26 protein-coding genes are annotated in these 25,568 nt (G+C 61.0%); 13 read left to right on the top strand and 13 right to left on the bottom strand.

All coding sequences use genetic code 11. The features are described 5' to 3' along the window. Positions 1-34: 34 nt before the first annotated feature. The 5 genes from G5229_RS13655 to G5229_RS13635 form a co-directional block, all read right to left on the bottom strand. Positions 35-1,102, bottom strand: a complete 1,068-nt coding sequence (locus G5229_RS13655; RefSeq protein ID WP_113740060.1) for a sulfate/molybdate ABC transporter ATP-binding protein — start codon at positions 1,100-1,102, stop codon at positions 35-37. Between the two features lie 22 nt (positions 1,103-1,124). After that, positions 1,125-2,015, bottom strand: a complete 891-nt coding sequence (gene cysW, locus G5229_RS13650) for a sulfate ABC transporter permease subunit CysW (RefSeq protein ID WP_005343065.1) — start codon at positions 2,013-2,015, stop codon at positions 1,125-1,127. Continuing rightward, a complete protein-coding gene (cysT, locus tag G5229_RS13645) occupies positions 2,012-2,851 on the bottom strand; it encodes a sulfate ABC transporter permease subunit CysT (protein ID WP_040067348.1) in 840 nt (279 codons plus the stop codon). Before cysT ends, cysW begins: the two co-directional genes overlap by 4 nt. A gap of 271 nt (positions 2,852-3,122) precedes the next feature. Continuing rightward, positions 3,123-3,698, bottom strand: coding sequence for an RBBP9/YdeN family alpha/beta hydrolase (locus tag G5229_RS13640; protein ID WP_040067346.1), 576 nt, complete (start codon positions 3,696-3,698; stop codon positions 3,123-3,125). Between the two features lie 56 nt (positions 3,699-3,754). Beyond that, positions 3,755-4,756 carry a sulfate ABC transporter substrate-binding protein gene (locus G5229_RS13635; protein WP_128814869.1) on the bottom strand — a complete coding sequence of 334 codons (1,002 nt, stop codon included), beginning with the start codon at positions 4,754-4,756 and terminating at the stop codon, positions 3,755-3,757. A 217-nt stretch (positions 4,757-4,973) separates the two neighbouring features. Between G5229_RS13635 and G5229_RS13630 the strand changes: the two genes are divergently transcribed. From G5229_RS13630 to G5229_RS13615, 4 genes are all read left to right on the top strand, one after another. Next, positions 4,974-6,236 carry an MgtC/SapB family protein gene (locus G5229_RS13630; RefSeq protein WP_216952134.1) on the top strand — a complete coding sequence of 421 codons (1,263 nt, stop codon included), beginning with the start codon at positions 4,974-4,976 and terminating at the stop codon, positions 6,234-6,236. Positions 6,237-6,322: 86 nt separating this feature from the next. Further along, positions 6,323-6,913 carry a sugar O-acetyltransferase gene (locus G5229_RS13625; RefSeq protein ID WP_216952135.1) on the top strand — a complete coding sequence of 197 codons (591 nt, stop codon included), beginning with the start codon at positions 6,323-6,325 and terminating at the stop codon, positions 6,911-6,913. Beyond that, positions 6,910-7,248: a DUF1294 domain-containing protein gene (locus G5229_RS13620; RefSeq protein WP_216959552.1), complete on the top strand. Its 339-nt coding sequence runs from the start codon at positions 6,910-6,912 to the stop codon at positions 7,246-7,248. The genes G5229_RS13625 and G5229_RS13620 overlap by 4 nt, the downstream gene beginning before the upstream one ends. Before the next feature lie 114 nt (positions 7,249-7,362). After that, positions 7,363-7,575 (top strand): hypothetical protein, encoded by a 213-nt coding sequence (locus G5229_RS13615; protein WP_040067337.1) that lies wholly within the window; start codon positions 7,363-7,365, stop codon positions 7,573-7,575. An 85-nt stretch (positions 7,576-7,660) separates the two neighbouring features. On the opposite strand, the gene yrfG is transcribed toward G5229_RS13615, so the two are convergent. Then, complete coding sequence (yrfG, locus tag G5229_RS13610; protein WP_203977625.1) at positions 7,661-8,341, bottom strand: GMP/IMP nucleotidase; 681 nt, start codon at positions 8,339-8,341, stop codon at positions 7,661-7,663. Between the two features lie 143 nt (positions 8,342-8,484). Here yrfG and nudE point away from each other — a divergent pair, with 143 nt between their 5' ends. Both nudE and cysQ read left to right on the top strand, forming a co-directional pair. Next, positions 8,485-9,093, top strand: a complete 609-nt coding sequence (gene nudE, locus G5229_RS13605) for an ADP compounds hydrolase NudE (protein ID WP_216959555.1) — start codon at positions 8,485-8,487, stop codon at positions 9,091-9,093. Positions 9,094-9,130: 37 nt separating this feature from the next. After that, entirely contained in the window at positions 9,131-9,943 is an 813-nt protein-coding gene (gene cysQ / locus G5229_RS13600) for a 3'(2'),5'-bisphosphate nucleotidase CysQ (RefSeq protein WP_005357849.1), read from the top strand. Here the strand turns inward: cysQ and G5229_RS13595 are convergent. Beyond that, positions 9,940-10,257 (bottom strand): hypothetical protein, encoded by a 318-nt coding sequence (locus G5229_RS13595; protein ID WP_227341469.1) that lies wholly within the window; start codon positions 10,255-10,257, stop codon positions 9,940-9,942. The genes cysQ and G5229_RS13595 overlap by 4 nt on opposite strands. 123 nt (positions 10,258-10,380) lie before the next feature. Between G5229_RS13595 and G5229_RS13590 the strand changes: the two genes are divergently transcribed. Beyond that, the gene (locus tag G5229_RS13590) at positions 10,381-11,652 is read left to right on the top strand and encodes an aromatic amino acid transport family protein (protein WP_421206145.1); all 1,272 of its coding nucleotides are present in this window, start codon (positions 10,381-10,383) and stop codon (positions 11,650-11,652) included. 72 nt (positions 11,653-11,724) lie between these two features. Here G5229_RS13590 and G5229_RS13585 read toward each other — a convergent pair whose 3' ends face one another. From G5229_RS13585 to metJ, 3 genes are all read right to left on the bottom strand, one after another. Then, positions 11,725-12,063 (bottom strand): tRNA-binding protein, encoded by a 339-nt coding sequence (locus tag G5229_RS13585; protein WP_227341471.1) that lies wholly within the window; start codon positions 12,061-12,063, stop codon positions 11,725-11,727. A gap of 72 nt (positions 12,064-12,135) precedes the next feature. Continuing rightward, positions 12,136-12,870 carry an AraC family transcriptional regulator gene (locus G5229_RS13580; protein WP_227341472.1) on the bottom strand — a complete coding sequence of 245 codons (735 nt, stop codon included), beginning with the start codon at positions 12,868-12,870 and terminating at the stop codon, positions 12,136-12,138. Positions 12,871-12,911: 41 nt separating this feature from the next. Then, a complete protein-coding gene (gene metJ / locus G5229_RS13575) occupies positions 12,912-13,235 on the bottom strand; it encodes a met regulon transcriptional regulator MetJ (protein ID WP_005340251.1) in 324 nt (107 codons plus the stop codon). A gap of 220 nt (positions 13,236-13,455) precedes the next feature. On the opposite strand from metJ, the gene metB reads away from it, so the two are divergent. Then, a complete protein-coding gene (gene metB, locus G5229_RS13570; protein WP_219295514.1) occupies positions 13,456-14,628 on the top strand; it encodes a cystathionine gamma-synthase in 1,173 nt (390 codons plus the stop codon). Beyond that, the gene (locus G5229_RS13565) at positions 14,628-17,084 is read left to right on the top strand and encodes a bifunctional aspartate kinase/homoserine dehydrogenase II (protein WP_421209296.1); all 2,457 of its coding nucleotides are present in this window, start codon (positions 14,628-14,630) and stop codon (positions 17,082-17,084) included. Before metB ends, G5229_RS13565 begins: the two co-directional genes overlap by 1 nt. Before the next feature lie 91 nt (positions 17,085-17,175). Here the strand turns inward: G5229_RS13565 and G5229_RS13560 are convergent, their stop codons facing one another. Then, complete coding sequence (locus G5229_RS13560; protein WP_042053268.1) at positions 17,176-18,441, bottom strand: inorganic phosphate transporter; 1,266 nt, start codon at positions 18,439-18,441, stop codon at positions 17,176-17,178. A 25-nt stretch (positions 18,442-18,466) separates the two neighbouring features. Then, positions 18,467-19,147 (bottom strand): TIGR00153 family protein, encoded by a 681-nt coding sequence (locus tag G5229_RS13555; protein WP_100654622.1) that lies wholly within the window; start codon positions 19,145-19,147, stop codon positions 18,467-18,469. 169 nt (positions 19,148-19,316) lie between these two features. Between G5229_RS13555 and G5229_RS13550 the strand changes: the two genes are divergently transcribed. Continuing rightward, complete coding sequence (locus G5229_RS13550; RefSeq protein WP_421209295.1) at positions 19,317-20,285, top strand: inorganic triphosphatase; 969 nt, start codon at positions 19,317-19,319, stop codon at positions 20,283-20,285. 78 nt (positions 20,286-20,363) lie between these two features. Here the strand turns inward: G5229_RS13550 and dapA are convergent, their stop codons facing one another. Next, positions 20,364-21,236: a 4-hydroxy-tetrahydrodipicolinate synthase gene (gene dapA / locus G5229_RS13545; protein ID WP_005357833.1), complete on the bottom strand. Its 873-nt coding sequence runs from the start codon at positions 21,234-21,236 to the stop codon at positions 20,364-20,366. 280 nt (positions 21,237-21,516) lie between these two features. On the opposite strand from dapA, the gene rsmC reads away from it, so the two are divergent. The 3 genes from rsmC to glgA all read left to right on the top strand — a co-directional run bounded on the left by rsmC (position 21,517) and on the right by glgA (position 25,364). Further along, complete coding sequence (gene rsmC / locus G5229_RS13540; RefSeq protein ID WP_421209293.1) at positions 21,517-22,545, top strand: 16S rRNA (guanine(1207)-N(2))-methyltransferase RsmC; 1,029 nt, start codon at positions 21,517-21,519, stop codon at positions 22,543-22,545. Between the two features lie 151 nt (positions 22,546-22,696). After that, positions 22,697-23,914 (top strand): glucose-1-phosphate adenylyltransferase, encoded by a 1,218-nt coding sequence (glgC, locus tag G5229_RS13535; protein WP_421209292.1) that lies wholly within the window; start codon positions 22,697-22,699, stop codon positions 23,912-23,914. Then, complete coding sequence (glgA, locus tag G5229_RS13530; RefSeq protein WP_058058561.1) at positions 23,904-25,364, top strand: glycogen synthase GlgA; 1,461 nt, start codon at positions 23,904-23,906, stop codon at positions 25,362-25,364. Before glgC ends, glgA begins: the two co-directional genes overlap by 11 nt. The last annotated feature ends 204 nt before the right edge of the window (positions 25,365-25,568 follow it).

The raw sequence follows: 25,568 nt of genomic DNA, 5'->3' as shown, positions 1-25,568 counted from the left end.
TGAACCGGGCGGCCACACCGCCCGCAACACAGCATCAAATCTGATAGTCGGGATAGAACTGCGCCTGTCTGGCCACCAGCTTCACCCCCTGACCCGGGGCAAACAGCTTGGCCGCCTCCTTGCTCAGCTCCGCCTCATAGTGAGCCCCTTTGGTCTCACCGTCACCACGCAGCTCCACCCGAATGCGTGGCCCCATGGGCAGCAGACGGGTAATGGTGGCGCGGATCCCGCCCGGCGCATCGGCTGGCAAGATCTCCAGTTCATGGGGGCGGACATAGGCGATGGCGGCACTGCCGTGAGCCAGATGGGAAGCCGACGGCCCGCCGAGCAGCTGCTCGCCGACACCGAATCCCTGCTCCGCCACCCGACCGCGGAACTGGTTCACACTGCCGAGGAAGCTGTGGACGAAGGAGCTGGCGGGCTGGTCGTAGACCTCGGCCGGGGTGCCGATCTGCTCGACCCGTCCGGCATTCATCAGCACCACCCGATCCGCTACCTCCAGCGCCTCTTCCTGATCGTGAGTCACGAACAGACTGGTGACGTGCAGCTCGTCGTGCAGCTCGCGCAGCCAGCGACGCAGCTCCTTGCGCACCTGCGCATCGAGGGCGCCGAAGGGCTCGTCCAAGAGCAGTACCTTGGGCTGCACCGCCAGCGCGCGGGCCAGCGCGACCCGCTGACGCTGGCCGCCGGAGAGCTGGGTCGGGTAGCGCTCAGCCACGTGGCTGAGCTGCACCAGATCCAGCAGCTCCTTGACCCGGGCACGAATGGCCGCCTCGGCCGGGCGCTCGCTGCGCGGTTTGACCCGCAGGCCAAACGCTACGTTTTCGAACACCGTCATGTGGCGAAACAGGGCGTAGTGCTGGAACACGAAGCCGACGTTGCGCTCGCGCACATGGAGATCCGATGCGTCCTCGCCACGGATGATGACGTGGCCAGAGTCGGCCTGCTCCAGCCCGGCGATGATCCGCAGCAGGGTGGTCTTGCCGCAACCGGAGGGGCCGAGCAGCGCCACCAGCTCACCGTCGTGAAAGTCGAGGTTAATGTCTGCCAGCGCCGCGTACTGATTGAAATGCTTGTTGAGTTGTTGAACCTGAATGCTCATGGCTGCCTCTTTAAAACGGTGATCAGTGAGATTTGGTGGGCTGGGCACGCAGCCGGGCCAACAGGGTTTCCCCCAGCAGGGTGAAGATCCCGAACAGAGCCAAGAGGCTTGCCACTGCAAAGGCGGCGCCGGTCTGGTACTCGTTGTAGAGGATTTCGATATGCAGCGGCAGGGTATTGGTCTGGCCGCGAATATGGCCGGAAACTACCGACACAGCGCCAAACTCCCCCACTGCGCGGGCGGTACAGAGCAGCAGGCCGTACATCAGGCTCCAGCGAATGCCGGGCAGGGTGACGCGCCAGAACATCTGCAGACCGCTCGCCCCCAGCATGATGGCGGCTTCTTCCTCTTCCGGGCCGCGCGCCTCCATCTGGGGCAGCAGCTCGCGCACCACGAAAGGCACGGTAATGAAGGTGGTAGCTAGGATGATCCCCGGGGTGGCGAAGATGATCTTGATGTCATGTTCGCTCAACCAGTCACCAAACCAGCCGCGGCTGCCGAACATCAACACCAGCATCAGACCGGCGATCACCGGCGACACCGAGAAGGGCAGATCGATGATGGTGATGAGCAGCTGCCGACCGGGGAAGCGGAAACGGGCGATAGCCCAGGCCGCCGCAATCCCGAACAACAAATTGAGTGGAACCGCACAGAGGGTCACCAACGCGGTGAGACCGAGGGCGCTCAAGGCATCCGGCTCGCTGATGGCGTGCCAGAAGAAGGCGAGCCCCGGCGTCAGCGCCTGAATAAAGACGGTGGCCAACGGCAGCAGCAACAGGGCGGCAAACCAACCCAAACCGACCGTGATGAGCAGCCACTTGACCCACTGGGGTTCACGGATCACGACCGGTGCCTTGCGAGCGGGGGTCGCCTCCACAGAGGCCGCCTCAATGGCGATAGCAGATGAACTCATATCCGGCTCCCTCCGATGCGAGACCAGCTCCAGGCCTGCAACTTGTTGATTAGCAGTAACAAAATGAACGAAATCAGCAGCATCACCACGGCGATGGCGGAGGCACCTGCGTAGTCATACTCTTCCAGGTGGCTCATGATCATCAGCGGCGCGATTTCCGAGACCATCGGCAGGTTGCCGGCGATGAAGATGACGGAGCCGTACTCCCCCACCCCACGGGCAAACGCCAGCGCAAAACCGGTGAGCAGGGCAGGCACCAGGGTCGGCCAGAGCACCCGCAGAAAGGTCTGCCAGCGATCGGCGCCGAGGCTGGCGGCGGCCTCCTCTTGCTCGGTTTCAGCCTCCCGCAGCACCGGCTGCAGGGTACGCACCACAAACGGCAATCCGATAAAGGTGAGTGCGATGACCACCCCGATAGGGTTGTAGGCGAGCTGGATGCCGAGCGGCGCCAGCAGCTGGCCGATCCAGCCGTTGGGGGCGAAGATGGCGCACAGGGCGATGCCGGAGACAGCGGTGGGCATGGCAAACGGTAGGTCGATGAGGGCATCCACCAGACGACGACCGGGGAAGGTGTAGCGCACCAGGATCCAGGCCAGGATCAGGCCAAACAGGCTGTTGAGCAGCGCCGCGACAAAGGCCGCACCGAAGCTCAGGCGAAAGGAAGCGAGCACCCGGGGTGAACCGATCACCTGCCAGAACTCGGCGGCGGTCAGGTTGTTGATCGCAAACAGTACCAGGGCCGAGAGCGGCAACAGCACCAGCAGGCCCAGATAGAGCAGACTGAACCCCAGGGTGGGGCCAAAACCGGGCAGGACAGAATAAGAACCAAATCGCATAACACATCCATCTGTTATGAAGAATTTTCGATATGGTGATTCTGCTCACTCCCCTCATCGGCAACAAACATCAATTGCGACTTTGCTAATCACTTTTTTGTCTAACCGCAGAGTCACAAGGCTCTTGGCGCACTCCAAATAAAAAAAGGTCTTTTATATAAATAAAAGACCTAAGAAATGGAGCAATAAGGAGCGGAGCATTCAAAGAACGGGGGCATGGAGTAGCCAGCGAACAGCGCGCTCGCCAACCCTCCAACCACTTCACAGATACCTAGCGAAAGCCCAATACGACCGGCCGGGGCGATGCGGCCTTGACCGGTGCCACTACCAGCTCACCACGGCGGTAGAGTGCCCCCAGCAAATGCAGCCCCTGATGCCAGTCCCCATGACCGGACTGGGCATTGATATGGCCAGCCTCACCGGCATCGAACAGCGGCACCTGCCACTGGCGACTCCAGTATTCGGCCCGTTCAAAGCTCATCCAGGGATCATTGCGGCTGGCCACCAGCTGGGCCGACACCTGCAGCGGCCCGGCCAAGGCCTCATCCGCAATGCCAAAACGGGCAGGATCGGCGGGCGCCACCAGAAAGATCGAGGCCACCTTCTCCGGCTGCAAGCGGGCCGCCGCGATGGCGGTCAGGGCGCCGAAAGAGTGGGCCACCAGATGGACCCGGCTGCGGCGACGTTTCAGCTTGCTCGCCAGCTTGGCACTCCAGACCCTGAGGTCCGGCTTGTCCCACGGCAGCCCGGTCATCCGCTGCCATTGGGGAAAATGATCGTGCCAGCGGCTCTGCCAGTGATCCGGCCCACTGTTGTGCAGACCGGGAACCAGGAGGATCTTGTTCATCTTGGTGCTCCTATCGGCTGGCACAGGGGCCAGTTCAGTGATGGATAACGAAGCTATCAACGACCCGGCTGATAGATCTGGTCAAACAGACCGCCCTGGGCGAAGTGTTTCTTCTGGGCTTTCTCCCAATCCCCTTCCAGATCCTTGACGGTAAAGAGGGCAAGCTGCGGGAACTGGGCTGCCGTCTCCTTCAGGATCGCCGGGTTGCTGGGGCGATAGTGATGTTTGGCGACGATATGCTGCCCCTCGTCAGAGTAGAGATAATCGAGATAGGCCTTGGCCACCGCTTCGGTACCGTGCTTCTTGGCCACCTTGTCCACCACCGCGACCGGCGGCTCCGCCAGAATGGAGACCGAAGGCACCACCAGCTCGAACTTGTCGCTGGCACCCGCCTGACCAAGCACCAGCAGGGCTTCGTTCTCCCACGCCAGCAGCACGTCACCGAGACCGCGCTCGGTAAAGCTGGTGGTGGCACCGCGGGCGCCTGAGTCCAGCACCTTCACGTTCTTGAATAGATCGCCGACAAACTGCTTGGCCCCCTCTTCACTGCCGCTCTTCTTCAGGGCATAGCCCCAGGCGGCCAGATAGTTCCAGCGTGCCCCGCCGGAGGTCTTGGGGTTGGGAGTCACGATGGCGACATCCTTGCGCACCAGATCATCCCAATCCTTGATCTGCTTGGGATTGCCCTTGCGCACCAGGAAGACAATGGTGGAGGTATAGGGCGAGGCGTTGTTGCCGAGGCGGCTCTGCCAGTCGGCAGCGGTCAGCCCCGCCTTGGCGATGGCGTTGACATCGTAGGCCAGCGCCAGCGATACCACGTCGGCCTCCAGTCCATCCACCACAGCACGGGCCTGCTTGCCGGAGCCACCGTGAGACTGGCTCACCACCACGTCGTCGCCGGTTTTGGCCTTCCACTCCTTGGCAAAGGCGGCGTTGTACTCCTGAAACAGCTCGCGGGTCGGATCGTAAGAGACGTTGAGCAGGCGGATCTCGGCGGCATTGGCCTGACCAAATGCCAGCAGAGAGAGCAGGGTCAGGGCGGTCATTCGCAGTTTCATGGTGATTCTCCATATCTTGTTGGGTTGAGAACAGCATGCCGTGGAGTTGTTATGCCCAGAAGAAAGAAATAACTCTTTGCTTATCTCTTTTGCTCATATCAACTCAGCCACCCGCACCGGGAGCCGGACGCAGACTCTGTGAGCCATGCCCCTCTGGCCCCTTGCTCGCTGTGCCATCATGGGAACAAGGCAGGAAGATGACGAAAAGGAAGTCGTTATGTGGATCAATGCAGAACCGGTCAACGGAGCCCTGGTCTCGTTGGCCATCGGCCTTATCATCGGGCTGGAGCGGGGTTGGCAGGTGCGCCAGCTGGGGGATAACCAGCGCATCGCCGGGATGCGTACCTACGGCCTTATCGGCCTGCTCGGCGGGGTGTGCGGTTTGCTGCTGCCCACCCTGGGCCCCTGGCTGCCGCTGCTCGGCCTGCTGGCGGTGGTGATCGGTTGTGGCCTCTCGGTCTGGCTGGCCCAACGCTGGCAGGGGGAGTTCGGCCTCACCAGCTCGGTCGCCATGCTGCTCACCTATTTGCTGGGGCTGATGTCGGTGCTGCTGAGCCCGAGCGAGGCGGTCGCCTGCGCCGTGCTGGCTGCCCTCTTGATGGGGCTCAAGGGCAAGATCCAGCAGGGGATGCTGTTTCTGAGCGAAACCGAGTTCCACGCCACCTTGCGTTTTCTGCTTATCTCGCTGGTGCTGCTGCCGGTGCTGCCCAACGAGGAGATGGGGCCCCTCGATGCCTTCAACCCCTTCAAGATCTGGCTGATGGTGGTGGTGATCGCCGGCATCTCGTTTTGTGGCCACTTCGCGGTGCGGCTGCTCGGCACCCGCGCTGGGCTGGTGCTCACCAGCATACTGGCGGGATTGGCCTCCTCCACCGCTCTCACCCTGCAGTTCGCCCGTCTCAACAAGGAGCAGGGCGGGCTGGAGCGACTGCTGGCTACCGGCATCCTGCTGGCAGGGGCCACCATGTGGCTGCGGCTGCTGGTACTGGTGCTGCTCATTCACAGCGAACTGGCGATGCGCCTCATCGCCCCCCTGTTGCTGCTGGCCACCACAGTCTACGGCTTTGCCTTCTGGTTCTGGCGTCAGCGCGAGGAGCTGACTGACGGCCCGGTGCAGCCGGAAACCAGCAACCCGCTCGATCTTGCCACCGCCATCAAGTTCGGCCTGCTGCTGGCGCTGATCGGCTTTATGGCCACCCTGCTGCAAGACAAGGTGGGCAACTCCGGGGTCTACCTGCTGGCGCTGGTGTCGGGGATCACCGATGTGGACGCCATCACGCTGTCGCTCTCCCAGCTCTCCCACAAGGAGCTGGCGCTGGAGGTGGCCGCCCGCGGCATCCTGCTCGCCGGGCTGGTCAACTCGCTGGTGAAGGGGCTGCTGGCCCTCGGTATCGGCGGTCGCAGTCTGGGGCTGCGGGTGCTGCTCCCTTACTTCATCTCGGCCCTGCTGATCCTGCCCCTCGTCTGGCCCGCAGGTTGACGGGGATCACCTGCAACAAGTGACAGACTGACGGCGCCCCTGACAGTCACGTATACTGCCTGCTCTTGCAGCATGAGGAGGTAGCAATGGCGAGCGACTGGGACAAGGTACTGGCTGGCGGGGCACTGGATAGCCAGAGCGAGGAGATAGCCAACGACCGGATCCGCGGTCAGGCGCAGCTGGCCCGGCTCAATGGTTCACCTGCAGGCGATGCCCCTCTGCGCCAGCAGATCTGCCGCGAGCTCTTTGGCCACTGCCCCGACTCCTGCTGGATCAGCACGCCGTTTACCTGCGAATTCGGCCGCAACATCCATATCGGCGAGAAGACCTTCTTCAACTTCAACGTCACCATTCTCGACGTGGGCGAAGTGCATATCGGCAGCCATGTGCTGCTGGCCCCCAACGTGCAGATCTACACCGCCACCCACACCATGAACTATCTGGAACGACGGAACTGGACTGCCTACAACAAGCCGGTGCGGATCGGTGACGACTGCTGGATTGGCGGCGGCGCCATCATCTGCCCCGGCGTCACCATAGGGCCGCGATCCATTATTGGCGCGGGCGCCGTGGTGACCCGCGACATCCCGGCCGACTCGGTGGCGGTGGGCAATCCGGCCAAGGTGATCCGCAAACTCAAGCAGGATGAGGAGCGCTGCTGGGAGCTGGCCCAGTGATGGCGCTGGCACTGCTGCCACTGGGCGCCGCCCTCTGGCTCGGCCTCGGCGAGCAGCAGTGGTGGCCGCTGGCCGTGTTGCTCTTCATGAGCCTGCTCACGGTAGTCGCCTACGCCTGGGACAAGCGGCAGGCGGTGCGCGGTGAATGGCGCATTCCCGAATCTCGCCTGCACCTGCTGGAGCTGTGCGGCGGCTGGCCGGGGGCACTGGTGGCCCGCCAGTGGCTGCGTCACAAGACCCAGAAGCGCAGCTACCGGCTGGTCTTCTGGTTTATCGTGCTGCTGCACCTCACCCTGTGGGCGCTCTGGGTCGGGCGGCCACTCTGGCAGCAATAGCCAACTGCATCACAAAGGCGAAACGGGGCCCATTGCGGCCAATTGGCGGCTGTGAGAAAACAGAACAGATCCCATCAGCGTTTTCGCCGTTTATAGACGACAAGGAGTCGTGACATGACCATGTGGACAGGCATAGTCCTGATCGTATTTATCAGCCTATTGTTCGGATACCTCGGCAAGCGAGCCCGCTACCAGATGGGGGATGCACGCATCACCGACCGCCTCGGCAAGCAGGATATGATCATCAGAGAATTGCAGGAGCGGATCGCCAATCTGGAGGCGATCGTCATCGAAGAGGAGAAGCGGCGCCCGTTTCGGGAGCTGTGATTTTTCGCCATCAGGCGTCAGATAACCAAAATTCAAATCAAAGAAAGAGGGCTGCATGATGCAGCCCTCTCTTGTTTGAACTGCTTCAGATTGCCAACGGCAGCAACTCGGCATAGTCGCGGATCGCCGGAAAAGCGGTAATGCTCTGCTCCGGCTTGCAGCTATCCGGATTCTGGATCGCCAGCTGATAGCCGATACCATAGTCGGCGGCAGCCCGCAGGATCCGCTCGCTATCATCCACAAACAGGGTGCGGGCCGGATCGAACGCCAGCCGCTCGGCCAGTGCCTGCCAGCAGTGCTGGCTCTCCTTCGACCAGCCCAGTTCGTGGGTACTCACCATCAGATCCAGATGGTCGCTCAGCCCCAGCTGCGCATCCTTCACCGACAGGCTGGCGGGGTGGGCATTGGTGAAAAGCACCAGCTGTTTGCCCGCGGCGCGCAGCGCGGCCAGAAAGGGGATGGCGTGGGGACGCCACTGGATCTTCGCCAGCAGCTCCTGCTTGAGGGCCCGAATGTCGAGCCCCAGGGTCTCGCTCCAGTAATCCACGCAGTACCAGTTCAGGGTGCCGTTGACGGCGTGATAGTGGACGTCGATCTGCGCTTTGGCTTCATCCAGCGGCAGGCCGAGCCGCTCGGCGTAACGCTCCGGCACCAGCTGCTGCCAGAGGTGGTTGTCAAAATGCAGATCGATCAGGGTACCATCCATATCGAGCAAGACGGTATCAATCTGGTGCCAAGGCAAGGTGGTGGAGCGGGAGTGTGGCATCGGGCCTCTTGAGCGCGGATCTCGGAAAACGGGGCGGCAGTATAACGGATTTTTCCTCCCCCTTTGCCATCCCTGGCCCGTGGTGTTCGGTGTGAGAGTCGTTTACTCTTGAAGCACGATTTTTTAACGAGCCGTCACCCCTGATGAGTGAGCACCACAAAAGCCCCCCCGAACAGATTTCGATCGACCAACTGGATCATCCCAAGAGCAAGCCGGAGATCCTCAAGGCCGATATCGTGGCCGAGAGCCGACTGTTCAAGGTGGAATCGCTACACCTCAAGTTCTCCAACGGCGAAGAGCGGGTCTACGAGCGGATGCGCGGCGGCAATCGTGGCGCCGTCATGGTGGTGCCGCTGTTCGATGCCCACACCCTGCTGCTGGTGCGCGAATATGCCGCCGGCACCCACTCCTACGAGCTGGGCTTTCCCAAGGGGCTGATCGACCCGGGCGAAGATGCCTTCGAGGCGGGCAACCGGGAACTGATGGAGGAGGCGGGCTTTGGCGCCAACAGCCTGACCCTGCTCAAACAGGTGTCGCTGGCGCCCGGTTACTTCTCCAGCCGGATGGACATTTTACTGGCGCGGGATCTCTTCCCCGAGCAGCGGATCGGCGACGAACCCGAACCGCTGGAGGTGATCCCCTGGCCACTCAACCGGATCGATGAATTGCTGGCGCGGCCCGACTTCACCGAGTCGCGCAGCATCAGTGCCCTGCTCTTGGCCCAGAAGTGGCTGGCGGAGCAGGCAGAGTAGCCCGCAGACGGGCAGTTAACAGACAGAGGATAACGAGATGCAGGAGTTGTTGGCCTGGGTGCCGGGGGTCAAGGAGATTGCCCGCGAAGCCGGAAGGATCCTTCACGACATCTATCACGGCGGTCAGTTCGAGCGTCAGCTGAAGGAGGATGCCACTCCGGTCACCAGTGCCGATCTTGCTGCCGATGCCTACCTCAAACAGGCGCTGTCGGCGCTCACTCCCCATGTGCCGGTGCTGACCGAAGAGGCGGCCGACATCCCCTTCAGCCAACGATCCAACTGGCGGCAGTACTGGCTGGTGGATCCCCTCGACGGCACTGGCGAATTTATTGCGGGCAGCGGCGACTTCGCCACCCTGATCGCCCTGGTGCGGGACAATGTGCCGGTGCTCGGGGTCATCTACGCCCCCGAGTCCAACGTGCTCTACTGGGCGGTGCGCGGCTACGGCGCCTTCAAGGAGGTGAATGGCGAGGTACTGCCCATCAGCGCTATGCATCACGAGCATGACCAGCCCGACTCGCTGGTAGTAGCCATCAGCCGCCGCCAGAAGCTGGAGAACCTCACCCGCCGCCTCAACCCGGCCATCAACTACGAGCTGATCCCGCTTGGCTCCAGCTCCCTCAAATCCTGTCTGGTGGCGGAAGGGGCTGCCGATTGCTACGTACGACTAGGCCCCACCGGCGAGTGGGACACCGCCGCCGCCCAGTGCATCGTCGAGGCAGCCGGTGGCCGTATCCTCAGCCTGGCGTTGCAGCCACTCAGTTACAACGAAACCGAGTCGCTGGAGAACCCTGACTTTATCGTGATGGGGGATCCGGATCTCGCCTGGGGCAACATTCTGGCCCACTAGGCGGATAGCGATGTCATCACACCAGACAAGCAGGCGGCCCGATGGCCGCCTGCTTTTTCAGGGAAGTTGCCCCGGGTGATGGCCGGTGTGATCCGCTGGTCAAGGCGCTCTTGAACAGCGTGATACGCTGGCAAAGAAGCGAAATGATAGTGAAACATCACAATTGGTCGGCGAGAAATGGTGCGATTTTTCACGTAATTCTGAAAACACCTTATTAGCCAAAATAAAAAAATGATCGCAGATAAAAATTTGGTTTTATATTTCACAAAAATCACCATTGTCAGTTTTGTTGCATTCTGTGACCAAGATTCCATTCCCAATCTCGCTGGCTAAACCCCGCAATGGCAGTGATATGTTTCAGCCCCGCTTTTTGAGAATTAAATCCCGATAAACCACAATTAACTCAGATTAAAACACTGACAAAAAGTGAATTAGTAATGAGTTTATCTGTAGAGGCTACCAAGGAGCTATCCGGTTCCTGCTCCACCACAGCCAGCATCACCCGCTGGCGCCGTCACGACACCCACTGGGTTATCAGCCTGTTTGGCACCGCCGTTGGCGCCGGTATCCTGTTCCTGCCCATCAATCTGGGTCTGGGCGGCATCTGGCCTCTCGTCATCGTCGCGGTACTGGCAGGCCCCATGACCTTCCTCGCCCACCGCGGGCTGGCGCGCTTCGTGCTCTCCTCGTCACGCCCCCACGCCGACTTCACCGAAGTGGCGGAGGAGCACTTCGGCAAGATGGCCGGTCGCCTCATCTCGGCGCTCTACTTCCTCTCCATCTTCCCGATCCTGCTCATCTACGGGGTCGGACTGACCAACACGGTGGAGAGCTTTATGGTCAACCAGCTCGGCATGGCGACCCCGGATCGGGTGATGCTCTCCGGCGTGCTGGTATTCGCCATGATCGCCGTGATGCTGGCGGGTGAGAAAGCGATGCTGCGCGCCTTCGCCTTTATGGTCTATCCGCTGGCGGCCATTCTGGCGGCCCTCTCATGCTACCTGATCCCTCAGTGGCAGTGGCCGGAAGTGACCGCGTTTGAAGGAGTCAGCTTCCTCAACACCGTCTGGCTGGCGCTGCCGGTCACCGTGTTCGCCTTCAGCCACGCCGCCGCCATCTCCGGCTTTGCCAACGTGCAGCGCCGTGAATATGGCGAGCAGGCGGAAGCCAAGAGCGGCCTGATCCTGCGCAACACCACAGTGATGCTGGTGGGCTTCGTGCTGTTCTTCGTCTTCTCCTGCGTGCTGAGCCTCTCGCCAGCCCAGCTGGCTGAAGCCAAGGCCCAAAACGTCTCTGTGCTCTCCTATCTCGCCAACATCACTGACAACCCGGTGATTGTGACTCTGGGGCCGCTCATCGCCTTTATCGCCATCAGCTCCTCCTTCCTCGGCCACTTCCTCGGTGCCCGTGAAAGCCTGAAAAGCCTGATCGCCAAGCCTACCGGCCTGCCGTTGGCCAAGGCAGACAAACTGGGTATCGCCCTGATGTTCTTCGCCATCTGGGGTGCCGCAGTCATCAACCCGGGCATTCTGGGGCTGATGGAGACCCTCTCCGGCCCGGTTATCGCCATGATCCTGTTCATCATGCCGGTGATTGCCATCTACAAGGTGGAGGCGCTGGCCCGCTTCCGTCACGGCTGGACCAACTGCTTTATCCTGCTGACCGGGTCGCTGGCGGTATCGGCGCTGATCTTCAGCCTGTTGAAGTAACGACTCGCAGCAGAAAACAAAAAAGAGAGGCGACCCCGGGGTCGCCTCTCTTGTCTCTGTTCGGGCGTGAACTCAGCCCAGCTTGGCGCCGTTCTCCACCGCCCGCTCGGGAATGGCCATCACCACGGCGCCATCCGGCCGGTAGAAACCGGTCAGCAGAAACTCCGACTGAAACGGGCCAATCTGTTTGGTCGGGAAGTTGACTACGGCGATGATCTGGCGGCCCACCAGCTGCTCTGGCTGGTAGAGGGCGGTGATCTGGGCACTGCTCTTGCGAACCCCCAGTTCAGGGCCAAAATCCGCCCACACCTTGTAGGCCGGTTTACGCGCCTCGGGGAACGGCTCGACCCGCACCAGGGTGCCCACCCGGAGCTCCACCACCTCGAAATCCTGCCAGCTAATCGTCTCCATTTCTGCTCCTGTTTATCGTGCACCTTGCATGACCCGCAGCATGGCCCAAAGAGAGCATCTCGTCTTCGGCGATCAGCCGTTTCGTTGCGGCAGGCGGCCGTTTTGCTGGCGCCAGAGGGACGGAGTGAGCCCGGTCTCACTCAGGAAGCGCTCGCCGAAAGCCCCCTGATTCTGGTAACCGCAGCGGCTGGCAATCTCCCCAACGGGCAGTTGCGTACCGGCAAGCAGGGTACGCGCCAGCGCCATGCGTCGACTGCGAATGTAGTGGGAGACGCTTACCCCCAGCTGCTGGCGAAAGGCGAGCTTGAACTGGCTCTGGCCAAGGCAGGCGATGGTGGCGAGTTGCTGATTGGTCAGCGGGGCGGCGAGGTTGGCATCGATATGGCGCTGCACCTTGAGGATGCGAGCGGCAAGGCGTGGAATGGCTGCTCTCTGCATCCCCTGCCCTTCCGCCAGCAGGGAGAGCCACACCTGCGCCATGCCCGCCACCTGCCGCCCTTCGGCCACCATGCGGTGCAGAAAAGCGAGGTAGTGGCGCTGGGGCTCATCCAGCTCGATAAAGGGGCAGGCCGCCAGATCCCCGGGTAGCCAGTCGCTCTCCTGCACCAGAAACGAAAGCGCGGGATCGGCGGCGTAGTCGTGCCGCTCGCCGGGAGCGATGATGCAGGCAGAACCGGGGGCAAGTCTGCGCCCCCGGCCCTGCACCTCGATCTCGAGGGGGCCGTCGAGGGGGATCACCAGCTGGGCAAAGTCGTGGCTATGGCTGCAGACGTGGTGGTGATAGTGGCGCAGGCTGAAGCGGGACATGGCAGATAGCAATGACGCGGCCAGGGCCGCGTCATTGGGGGTTATTCCTTGTCGAAATCTTCGATCTCTTTGCCCAGCGCTTCCATGATGGCACGCGCTTCGGCAGGGACGCTGTCTGGTTGATCCTTGCGCAAATCTTCGTCGCAAGGGAGCGGCTGGCCGGTGAAAGCGTGCAGGAAGGCTTCACAGAGCAGCTCGCTGTTGGTCGCATGACGCAGGTTATTCACCTGACGGCGGGTGCGCTCATCGGTCAACACTTTCAACACCTTGAGCGGGATCGAGACGGTAATCTTCTTGACCTGTTCGCTCTTCTTACCGTGTTCCGCGTAGGGGCTGACGTAGTCGCCGTTCCACTCTGTTCCCATGACTCACCTGTTCTCATTTAGCCGTGAGCGCGGATTTTAACCCTTAAGGAAATTAATGGCAATCCAACAGCAAAGCCATTTAGACGTCTGGAAGTGTTGACGGCTTTTTTAAGCTGGCGTAGTGTGGTTCATCATGATGCCAGCATTGGCACGATTGCGTGTGGCAAAAGCAGCGTGGCAGGAAGAGCGGCCACCGTCCAGAGAGATCAAGGAGAGAAACATGACCCACAAGGCCACCCTGGCGGTTCGCACCGGGATTGAGACAGACCAGCAACACGGTGCAGTGGTGCCGCCTATCTACCTCTCCAGCAACTACACCTTTGCCGACTTTGGCGAACCCCGTCAATACGATTATGCCCGTTCCGGCAACCCGACCCGCACCAATCTGGCGGACGCGCTGGCGGCACTGGAAGGGGGCGCTGGCGCCGTGGTCACCGGCACCGGCATGGGTGCTATCCATCTGGTCACCACCGCCCTGCTCAAGGCTGGGGATCTGCTGATTGCCCCTCACGACTGCTACGGCGGTACCTGGCGCCTGTTCGAGTATCTGGCGACCAAGGGCCACTACCGGGTGCAGTTTGTCGATCAGGGGGATGAGGCCGCACTGGCCGCCGCTCTGGCCCAGAAGCCTGCGCTGGTATGGGTCGAGACCCCTTCCAACCCGTTGCTGCGGGTGGTGGATATCAGCGCCATTGCCAGCGCAGCTCATGAGGTGGGTGCACAGGTAGTGGTGGACAACACCTTCCTCTCCCCCCTGCTGCAACAGCCGCTGGCACTTGGTGCCGATGTGGTGGTGCACTCCACCACCAAGTACATCAACGGTCACTCAGACGTGGTGGGGGGGGGGGCGATTGCCAAGGAGGCCGCACTGGCCGAGTCGCTGGTGTGGTGGGCCAACTGTCTGGGGCTCACCTCCGGGGCGTTCGACTCCTACCTCACCCTGCGCGGTCTGCGCACTCTGGCCCCCAGATTGCGCACCCATCAGGAGAATACCGACCGCATCCTCGCCTTCCTGCAACAGCAGCCGCTGGTGAAACGCATCTATCACCCCAGCCTGCCGAGCCATCCGGGCCACGATATTGCGCGCCGTCAACAGTCCGGCTTCGGCGCCATGCTAAGTTTTGAACTCGATTGCAGCGAGGCGGGCATTCGCGCCTTCCTTGCGGCCCTCACCCTCTTCTCGGTAGCCGAGTCCCTCGGCGGGGTGGAGAGTCTGGTGGCCCATCCGGCCAGCATGACCCACAGGGCCATGACCCCGGCGGCGCAGCAGGCAGCTGGCATAAGCGCCCAGCTGCTGCGTCTGTCGGTCGGTATTGAACACGGTGAAGATCTGGTGGCCGATCTGGCACAGGCTTTTGCACAGGCGCAGCAGGCAGAACAGGTAGCGAAGTAATGGAACAGCAGCAACAAGGAGAGATCGCGGTGGCAACAGAAGCAGGCTTGAAGCGACGTCACGTCCACAAATTCGGTGGCAGCAGTCTGGCGGATCCGGTCTGTTATCGCCGGGTCGCCAGCATCGTTGAACAACAGGTGGGTGGGGATGAACTGATCGTGGTCTCTGCCGCCGGCAAGACCACCAACCGGCTGATCCAGCTGGTGGAGCTGGCCGAAGCGGGGGATGAAGCAGCTGGTGAAGCCATCTCCGCCCTCCACGCCTATCAACAGGGGCTGATCGACGGCCTGCTGGAAGGCGAGCTGCAGCTCGACCTGAGCAAGCAGCTGGCCGACGACATGCAGCTCATCGCCAAGACGCTTGAGGGGCAGTTTGACCGCTTCGCCCGCAACGGCCTGCTCGCCTTTGGCGAGGTGTGGTCGGCGCGCCTGCTGGCTGCCCTGCTCACCAGCCGCGGCGACAAGGCCATCTGGCTCGATGCCCGCAGCTTCCTGCGCGCCGAGGATGGCGCTCTGGTCAAGGTGGATACCGCCCTCTCCAGCGAACTGCTCAAGGCGCGACTGGCGGAGCATGCCGGTCGCATCGTGGTAACCGGCTTTATCGCCGCCGACATGGAGGGGCGCTCCCTGCTGCTCGGTCGCAATGGATCCGACTACAGCGCCAGCCTGTTGGCGCTGCTGGCGGACGGCGAATCCACCACCATCTGGAGCGATGTGGCCGGGGTCTATAGCGCCGACCCGCGCCGGGTGAAAGAAGCGCGTCTGCTGGAGCGCCTGAGCCTCGCCGAAGCCAACGAGCTGGCCCGCCTTGGCTCCTCGGTGCTGCACTCGCGCACCCTGCAACCGGTGGCCGACAGCCGCCAGCGCCTCACTTTGCGCTGCAGCTACAACCCGGACGAGGGCTGCACCCATATCCTGCGCCGCGCCCCCCGCTCCGGTGGCGCCCGCATCGTCTCCTCGGTGGATCAGATCGCCCTCATCGAGCTGAAGGTGCTGCCGCAAACCAACTACGAGCAGACGGTGGCCACCATCGAGGCCCATCTGGCTCGTCACCGTCTCAACCCGCTCACCCTGCAGCGCCAGCCGGATCGCCGGATCCTGCGCCTCGCCTACACCCTCGAGGTAGCACAGGGCGCCTTCGAGCTGCTGCGCGACTTCCAGCTGCAAGGGAGCTTCACCGGCCTCATCCAAAAAGAGGGGTTCAGTCTGGTTGCGCTAGTCGGAGCCGGGGTCACCGACAACGCGGAGCAGTGTCACCGCTTCTATCAGCTGCTGGCGGATCAACCGCTGGAGTTCGTACAGGTGGCCCGAGATGGCCTGAGTCTGGTGGCGGTGCTGCGTCAGGTAGTGCTGGAGCCGCTGCTCATCGCCCTGCACAGCGCCCTCTTCAGCCGCCCGACCCGGGTTGGACTGGTGGTGTTCGGCAAGGGCAATATCGGCGGCCACTGGCTGAGCCTCTACGCCCGCGAAAAGGCACGGCTGGAACATGAACTCAATCTGGCGCTCACCCTCTACGGGGTATTCAGCTCGGAAGGGGGCCTGCTCGATGAAGAGGGGCTCAACCCCCTGAAGGTACAGGACAACTTCAATCCCAAGCCGCTGATCTGGCCGGAGTTGCTCTCCCAGCTTGAACAGCACGGCTTTGATGCACTGGTTGCGCTGGACATGACCGCCAGCGAAACGGTGAGCCGCTACTATCCGGATTTTGCCCAGCTCGGCATTCATATCATCGCCGCCAACAAGTTTGCCGGTGCCGCCGACAGCGAGTTCTACCAGCGCATCAAGCAAACCTGCCGTGACCATCAGGTGCAGTGGCGCTACAACGCCACCGTGGGCGCCGGGCTGCCAATCCAGTCCAGCATCCAGATGCTGCGTCAGAGCGGCGACCGCATTCAGGGGGTCTCCGGCATCTTCTCCGGCACCCTCTCCTGGCTGTTCCAACAGTATGACGGCACTCGCCCTTTCTCCGAGCTGGTGGACGAGGCGTGGCAGCACGGCCTGACCGAGCCGGATCCCCGCGAAGATCTCTCCGGTCAGGATGTGCGGCGCAAGCTGCTTATTCTGGCGCGGGAAGCAGGCTTCGAGCTCGACTCCGCCGATATCGAGCTGGAGAATCTGGTGTCCGTTACGCTGCGCAAGGTGACCGCCGATCAGTTCATGGACAGACTGAAAGAGCTGGATGACCCGATCCAGACCGCCTTCGAAGGGGCCAAGCGCCTCGGCAAGGTCCTGCGCTACGTCGCCCGCTTTGAGCATGACGGCAAAGCACGAGTCGGGCTGGAGGCGCTGGAGCCCCATCACCCGTTTGCCAACCTCTTGCCGTGCGACAACATCTTCGCCATCGAGAGCGACAGCTATCGCACCAACCCGCTGGTGATCCAGGGGCCGGGGGCGGGTCGGGAAGTGACCGCCGCCGCTATCCAGTACGATCTGTGGCAGATCTGCGCCAGCCTCTAAGGTGATATGCAAAGGGAGCAGCACTCAGCTCCCGCGCACAATAAAAAAGCCCGAGTCGATGACTCGGGCTTTTTGCAGAATGCCGCTTCGATTAGGAGAAGCAGGCCTGCAGCACGTAGAAGATGGCGATAGCCAGAATGGCACCTGCAGGCAGGGTGATGATCCAGGAGACCACGATGTTGCGCAGTACCCCCAGGTTCAGCGCCGCAATGCCGCGCGCCAGACCGACACCCATCACAGCACCGACGAGGGTCTGGGTGGTGGAGATGGGCAGACCGGTACCGGAGGCAATCACTACGGTCGCGGCAGTCGCCAGCTGGGCGGCAAAACCACGGCTCGGGGTCAGGTGAGTGATGCCGGTACCGACCGTCGCCATCACCTTCTCGCCCATGGTCGCCAGACCGATCACGATACCGATACCGCCGAGGGGCAGGATCCACCAGGCAATGGCTGCCTGACTGGAAATCTCGCCACCGGAAGCCACGATAGAGGCCACCGCAGAGAGCGGGCCAATGGCGTTGGCCACATCGTTGGAGCCGTGGGCAAAGGCCATGGCACAGGCGGTGATCACCATCAGGATGCCGAACACCTTCTCCACGTTGGCGAAGTGCATCTTGCTGTCATCCTGCGGGTTGTACTTCTGACCGCGAATGTAGATCCAGCCGGCAAACGCCACTGCGATGGAGATGGCGATGGAGAGCAGAATGCCCTCGCCATCGCTCAGGTGCAGACCGACGTGGGTCAGCCCCTTCTTGATGGTCACCAGACAGATCACCAGCGCAGTCAGGAACATGTAGAACGGCACATAGCGCTTGGCGTTGTTCAGGGGATCATCAGTGTTGAAGATAAGCTTCTGCACGCTGATGAACATGAAGTAGGCGATGACACCTGAGATGGCCGGGGTGATGACCCAAGAGCCGACGATGCCGCCAAACTTGCTCCACTGCACCGCTTCCGGGCCAATGCTCACCACCGCAAAACCGACGATGGCGCCGATGATGGAGTGAGTGGTGGATACGGGCCAGCCGAAGTAGGAGGCGAGGATCAACCAGGCGCCTGCCGCCAGCAGGGAGGCGATCATGCCGAGCACCAGCAGATCCGGTGTATCGGCAAAGGCGTTGCTGTCGATGATGCCGTTACGGATGGTGGCCGTCACTTCGCCACCGGCCAGATAGGCACCGGCAAATTCGAAGATCATGGCAATGATGATCGCCTGACGGATGGTCAGGGATTTGGTGCCGACCGATGTTCCCATGGCGTTGGCCACGTCATTCGCGCCAATGCCCCAAGCCATCAAAAAGCCGAACAAGGCCGCCACGAGCACCAGAGTGGTGCCGTAATTCGCGATAATGTCCATTAATAGTGTTTACCCAGTCAGTCGATTACGAACGAGCCAGCATCAGTTCCAGACGGGCGCCTACGCGCTCGGCCTGATCTGCCAGGTCACCTACCCATTCGAGGATCTTGTAAAGGAACATCACATCAATCGGATTGTAGTTCTGCTCAACCGCTTGCAGCTGTTGGCGCAGTCCAATCTGCATGGTGTCTGTATCGTCCTCGATCAGATCCAGCTGGTGGATCATCTCGGCAACCATTTCCACTTCCCGTCCTTTGAAGCCGGTCTCGAGCAGCTCGTCGAGCTCCCCGATCGCTTTCTCGGCCTGAGCGGTCGCATCAATACAACGTTTGAGGTAAGCCATGAAATCCGTCCGCATTTCAGCGGGGAACTCCATGCGACGGCCAAGCATGCGGCCGGAGATATCCTTGGCACGGTTGGCAATCTTGTCTTGCTGGGTCAACAGCTCCAGCAGGTCGGTACGTGCAACCGGCAGGAACAGGCCGCGAGGCAGTTTCAGACGGATTTCACGCTTGAGGGTATCTGCCTCTTTTTCCAGCTGGGCGATCTGCTGCCGGATCTTCTCGGCATCTTCCCAACGGTCTTCGGCAACGGCGTCAAAGAAAGGAACCAACTGCTGGGAGCACTGGTGAACCTTGACGATATGCTTCTGCAGCGGCTTGATGGGGGACTTGGCAAAAAGCCCCAAAATAGTATTTACTGGCATGGCCAAACCTGTGTCGGTGAAAAAACACTCGATACGATTTTATGAGGCGCGCATGGTAACCGAACTGCGCCCTCAATTAAACCGCGAATTAATCTAGTCGTCTCGCGGGCATTATATCCCCGCGACCCGAATCCTGCCCCCCAAAGTTGTCTGCCAGCCCGGAATGACTATGCAAACTGAGATCGAGATAAAGTTTTTTGTCGCCCGCGACATTCAAGCCGAGTTATCCAACCTGCTGAATTCTCTTGAGATTAAAGAATCGTCACAACAGCAGCTAGGCAACGTCTATTTCGATACGCCGACCCAGGCTCTACGCCAACTGGATATGGGGTTGCGCATTCGCCGCTGCGACGCCTTCGCCGAACAGACCATCAAATGCCGCGGCCAGGTGGTGGGCGGCCTGCACGCCAGACCCGAGTACAACGCTCCCGTGAGCGGCGATCTGCCGACCCTCTCGGCCTTTCCCGATGAGATTTGGCCAACCCTGAGCGAGCGCGACCACATTCAGCAGCAGCTGGTCGCCCAGTTTCGCACCGACTTCCTGCGCCGCCACTGGCTGATCGCCTTCGAGGGGGCCGAGATTGAGCTGGCCTGGGATCAGGGCGAGATCGTCGGCAGTCAAGGCAGCACCACCATCAACGAGCTGGAACTGGAGCTCAAATCAGGCGCTACCGCGGCGCTGTTTGCACTGGCCCAACGCCTCGCCGGGATCGGCGGGCTGCGCCTTGGCGCCCAATCCAAGGCCCAGCGCGGCTATCGACTGGCTGGTCTTGGCAAACCGCTGGCCCTGCAGGCGCTGGTCGAACATGAAGGTATGGATGGCACAACGGGGGTAAGCGAGGGGCTGCGCCACTGGCAGCATCACGAGCAGCTCTGGCTGGAGCATCCTCAGGATAAAGGCATTCAACAGCAGGCACTCGCAGCCCTGTGCCAAGGGATCGATCTGGTCGCCCGCACTGCGGCCACGCTGCCACAACCCGCACCTTGGCTGCCAGCACTGACCAGCCTGCACGCCCATCTGCAAGCCCAATCGGACGAGCAAAACGAGTGGCCTGCCGAACTGGCCGATCTCTTCCTCTATCCGGCATATGTCGAGTTGCAGCTGGCCATCGCCGCCTGGCTGCATCACGCAGCCTGAGTGGTGCGATGTCGTAAATAAAGGCCAGAAACAAAAGCCAAAAACAAAACGGGTGAGCCTTGGCTCACCCGTTTTGCATTACAGCAGGTTGAGCTGCTGCATGGCGCTGCGAATGCGCTCGCGAGTCGCCTCCGACAGCGGCATCACCGGCAGGCGACACTCCTCGCTGCAGAAACCGAGCAGGGAAGCGGCATATTTGGCACCGGCCGGGCTCGGCTCGGCAAACATCGCCTGATGAAGCGGAATCAGCTGGTCTTGCAGTTCACGCGCTTCTTGCCACTTGCCGGCCAGCGTGAGGTTCTGCACCTCGGCCACCAGCTTGGGGGCCACGTTGGCGGTCACAGAGATACAGCCCTGACCACCGCCGATGTTGTAGGCCACAGCCGTGGCATCTTCACCGGATAGCCAGGCGAAAGGCTTTTTGATCAGCTGGCGTTCGGTCCAGGGGCGCGCCAGATCGCCAGTGGCGTCTTTCACCCCGGCAATACGCGGCAGTTCCGCCAGACGGGCCAGGGTCGCGGGTTGCACGTCAACGATGGCGCGCGGCGGGATGTTGTAGACGATGATCGGCTTGGCGGTGGCATCGTGTACCGCCTTGAAGTGGTGGTAGAGCCCCTCCTGATTGGGACGGTTGTAGTAACCGGCTACATGCAGAGTGGCATCAGCCCCCACCCGCTCGGCATGGAGGGTGTACTCGATGGCTTCGACCGGATTGTTGGAGCCCGCTCCGGCAATCACCGGAATGCGACCAGCGACCTGTTTGACCACCAGCTCCACCACCCGGCAGTGCTCGTCATGGGTCAGGGTCGGGCTTTCACCCGTGGTGCCCACCGGCACAATGCCGTGAGTACCCTGCTCGATATGCCACTCAACCAGACGCAGCAGCGCCTCTTCATCCAGCTTTCCCTGTCGAAACGGGGTGATCAACGCAACGATTGAACCTTGAAACATGGGATCTCCTTCTCCTAAATGACGCGCATATGGCAATAAAAAACCCCGGTACGATGTGCGCAACCGGGGTTTGAAGCTTCTCAGGGATGAGAGGTTACGCGCGAACGTCGGCAGGCCCGAATTTCAGGCTTTTTTTGTGCTTTCGTTTCAACCCGTTGAACCGCATTTCGTCATCTCTGGTCAAAAAATGGTGTCTGGGCATATTTCGGGAACACGACATAAATGTCAAGGCGAAAGGGGCTATGTATAATGGCCGCCCAAAATTGCGTGGAGAGACCCGATGAGCAGCCCAATCAGTGCCGTCAGCCAGATGCTGGAACGAAACCAAGCCCTCTTTGTCGGCAAGCGGCTACTTGTCTGTGGCGCGCTGGAGGATGACTACCCCCGCCAGCTGGTGAGCCTGGCCCGGACCCTGACCGTCTTTACCACCGATTACTGCTACTACCGCAGCCAGCAGGCCGCCCTCGGCGAGGCTATCCTGTTCGACCACCAGCTCGGCGGCGCACCGCGCTTCGATGCCCTGTTACTGCTGATGCCCAAGGCCAAGGCCGAGGCACAATATCTGCTGGCCATGATGACCCCCTTGCTGGAAGCGGGTGCCGACCTGTTCCTCGCCGGTGAAAACCGCGGCGGCATCAATGGCGCCGACAAGCTACTGGTCCCCTATGGCGAAAAGCCGATCAAGCGCGATTCGGCCCGCCGCTGCTCCCTCTATCATGGTGAGCTCTGCAAACCGGTCGCCCCGTTCGATCTGGATAGCTGGTTTGGCCGCTATCAGTGCAAGGCCGGTGATACCGAACTGACCGTGCTGGCGCTGCCCGGCGTCTTCAGCGCCGCCGAGCTGGATCTCGGCACCCAGATGCTGCTGGCCGCCGTACCGCCGATGAAGGGCGAACTGCTCGATTTTGGCTGCGGCGCCGGGGTGATTGGGTCCGTGCTGGCCAAGCGCAATCCGGATCTGCAGGTCAACATGGTGGATATCAGCGCGCTGGCGCTCGAATCGAGCCGCCGCACCCTGGCGATCAACGGTCTGAAGGGCAAGGTCACCGCTTCCGATGTCTATTCGGATGTCTCCACCCGTTTCCAGCACATCGTCTCCAACCCGCCATTCCATGCGGGTCTCAAAACCTTCTATGCGGCGACCGAGCAGTTCCTGGCCAAGGCGCCGGAATTTTTGCTGCCAAATGGTTCGCTGACCATTGTTGCCAACGCCTTCTTGCGCTACCAGCCTATACTGGAGACACACTTCAAACGGACTGAAGTGATCAGCAGTGATGCCAAATTCAAGGTCTATCTGAGCAAAATGTAAATAAGTGTAAGCAGCACAATAAAACAGCTAGAGAGCGCCATCCGGCATCTGATAAGGTATTAAGCACACGATAAAAACCACCCCTTTAGGGGTGTTTTTATACCGAACATTGAAAACCTTTTCATGTTGTTAATTCAGGGAGAGAAATACGATGGCAGGCATTTTGACCATGATCCTGGCTGGTGGCGAAGGTACTCGCCTGCAGCCTCTGACCACCACCCGCAGCAAGCCTTCCGTCCCCTTCGGTGGCAGCTACCGGCTAATCGACTTTGTCCTCAACAACTTCGTCAACGCCGACTTTCTGCGCATCTATGTACTGACCCAATTCAAATCCCAGTCCCTTTACCTGCACATGAAGAAGGGGTGGAATATCGTCGGCATCACCGACCGCTTTATCGATCCCATCCCGGCCCAGATGCGGATGGGCAAACGCTGGTATGACGGCACCGCTGACGCCATTTATCAGAACCTCGGCTTTATCGAGCGGGCCGAACCGGATCACGTCTGCATCTTCGGCTCCGACCACATCTACAAGATGGATGTGAGCCAGATGGTCACCTTCCACAAGCAGAAGAACGCCGCCATGACGGTCGCGGCCCTGCGCATGCCCATCGAAGAGGCGAGCGCCTTCGGGGTGATCGAGGTGGATACCGAAGGGCGGATGATCGGCTTTCAGGAAAAGCCGAAGCAGCCCAAGCACATTCCCGGCGATCCGACCCAGGCGCTGGTCTCCATGGGCAACTACATCTTCGAGACCGATGCCCTCTGCCGCGAGTTGAAGCGGGATGCCGCCGAGGAGAACTCCAGCCACGACTTTGGCAAGGATGTGATCCCGAGCCTCTACCCACGTGCCCCCGTCTATGTCTATGACTACAGCACCAACGTCATCCCCGGCGAGAAACCGCACGTCTACTGGCGGGATGTGGGCACCCTCGACTCTTATTGGCAAGCGCACATGGACCTGGTGGCCGACAATCCCCCCTTCTCCCTCTATAACCGCAAGTGGCCCCTGCACACCCACTATCCGGCGCTGCCGCCTGCTACCTTCATCGACAGCGACGAGTGCAAGGTGAAGATCGCCAACTCGCTGATCTCCGCCGGTTGCTTCATTCAGGGCAGCCAGATCCAGCGCTCCATCCTCGGTTTCCGCTGCAATATCGGCGCGTGCAGCCATATCAGTGAGTCGGTGTTACTGGGTGATATCAAGATTGGTGAGGGGTGCTCCATCCGGCGCGCGATCATAGATAAAAACGTTGAAATTGCGCCCGGCACCGTTATCGGTGAAAATCTCGACCACGATAGAGAGCGATTTACCGTATCCGAAGGCGGTATCGTGGTGGTACCTAAGGGAGCAAGAGTTGGCTATTAACCCACTGAAAATCCTGTTTGTTGCCTCGGAGGTTGAGGGGCTGGTCAAGACCGGGGGCCTGGCCGATGTCGCCAGAGCCCTGCCGATGTACCTGGCCCAGAAGGGGCATGATGTCAGGATCATGCTCCCCTTCTACAAGACGATAAAGCGACGGGATGAGGCCAGACTGGTCGCTTCTCGCTGGTTGCCAACCCACCCCGGGCTGCCGGATATCGGTTATCGCATCTACCAGATGGAGCTGGATGGCGTCTGCGTCTATCTGCTCGACTGCCCGCAATATTTCGATCGTCCCCAGCTCTACGCCGAGAACAATCAGGCCTATCCGGATAATGGCGAGCGCTTTGCCTTCTTCTCTGCCGCAGCCCTCCATGCCTGCGAGCAGCTCGGCTTTGCCCCGGATATCGCCCACTGCAATGACTGGCACACCGGCCTGCTGCCACTGCTGCTTAAAACCCGTCACGCCCACAACCCCTTCTTCCAGCAGACTCGCAGCGTGATCAGTATTCACAACGCGGCGTTTCAGGGGGTATTCGGGCGGGAGCAGTTCTGGGCTATGCCCGAGATCGCCGACTACGAACGCCGCATCAACTACGACTACGGCCACGTCAATCTGCTCAAATGCGGGGTGCTATACGCCGACAAGATCAATGCGGTCAGCCCCAACTATGCCCAGGAGCTGCTGACTCACCTCGGCGCCCACGGCATGGCGCATATCTTCCAGCAACGGGCCGCGGATCTCTGTGGCATCCTCAACGGCTGCGATTACAAGGACTGGGATCCGGAGTTCGACGAATTCCTGCCTGCGACCTACAGCATCGACAACATGGCTGGCAAACAGATCTGCAAAGAGAGCCTGCAACAGGAAGCGGGGCTGGCCGTGGCGGACTTGCCCATCTACGGCATGGTTTGCCGCCTGACCGAGCAGAAGGGCGTTCCCCTGCTGCTCCCTGCGCTGGAGAAATTCCTCCACCATCAGGTACAAGTGGTGATCGTCGGCTCTGGCGATCCTGCGCTCGCCACGCAACTGCAAACCATGGCCCGGGATTATCCGGGCAAGCTCGCCTTCATCAACACCTATGACGATCGACTGGCTCATCTGGTCGAAGCCGGTGCCGACTTCTTCCTGATGCCCTCTCTGTTCGAGCCTTGCGGCCTCAACCAGATGTACAGTCTCGCCTATGGCACCCTGCCACTGGTGCGCGCCGTGGGGGGTCTGAAAGATACCGTGGTGGATTGGGATGCGGATCCCGAGCATGCTACCGGCTTCTGCTTCAACGATCCGACTGCCGCCATCCTGCTCGATACCATGCGCCGCAGCCTGCTCTATTTCCTGCAGGACAAGGAGCGTTTTGCCAAGGTGCAGCGCAATGCCATGAGCACCCGCTTCAACTGGCCTGACTCAGTCACCCAGTATGAACGGATGTATCAGAACGCATTGGGCCGTTACTGAATGCCAGACGTCGGCTAATTGCTGAAGTTTTGTACCCTTGGCGCCACTTTGGGCGTCAACAGCGAAAAAAGTCCCCTTTGGCTGTTGACGCTCCCCCAAAACTCTATAGAATCCCCCTCCGCAGTGATGCGAAGGTGGCGGAATTGGTAGACGCGCTAGCTTCAGGTGTTAGTGTCCCACGGATGTGAGGGTTCGAGTCCCTCT

Origin of the sequence: Aeromonas sp. 602396 (assembly GCF_049173735.1) — a bacterium.
Taxonomy (GTDB): Bacteria; Pseudomonadota; Gammaproteobacteria; order Enterobacterales; family Aeromonadaceae; genus Aeromonas; species Aeromonas veronii_A.
The sequence above is the reverse complement of the archived record's forward strand: the minus strand, read 5'-3'. Positions and strand labels throughout refer to the sequence as shown.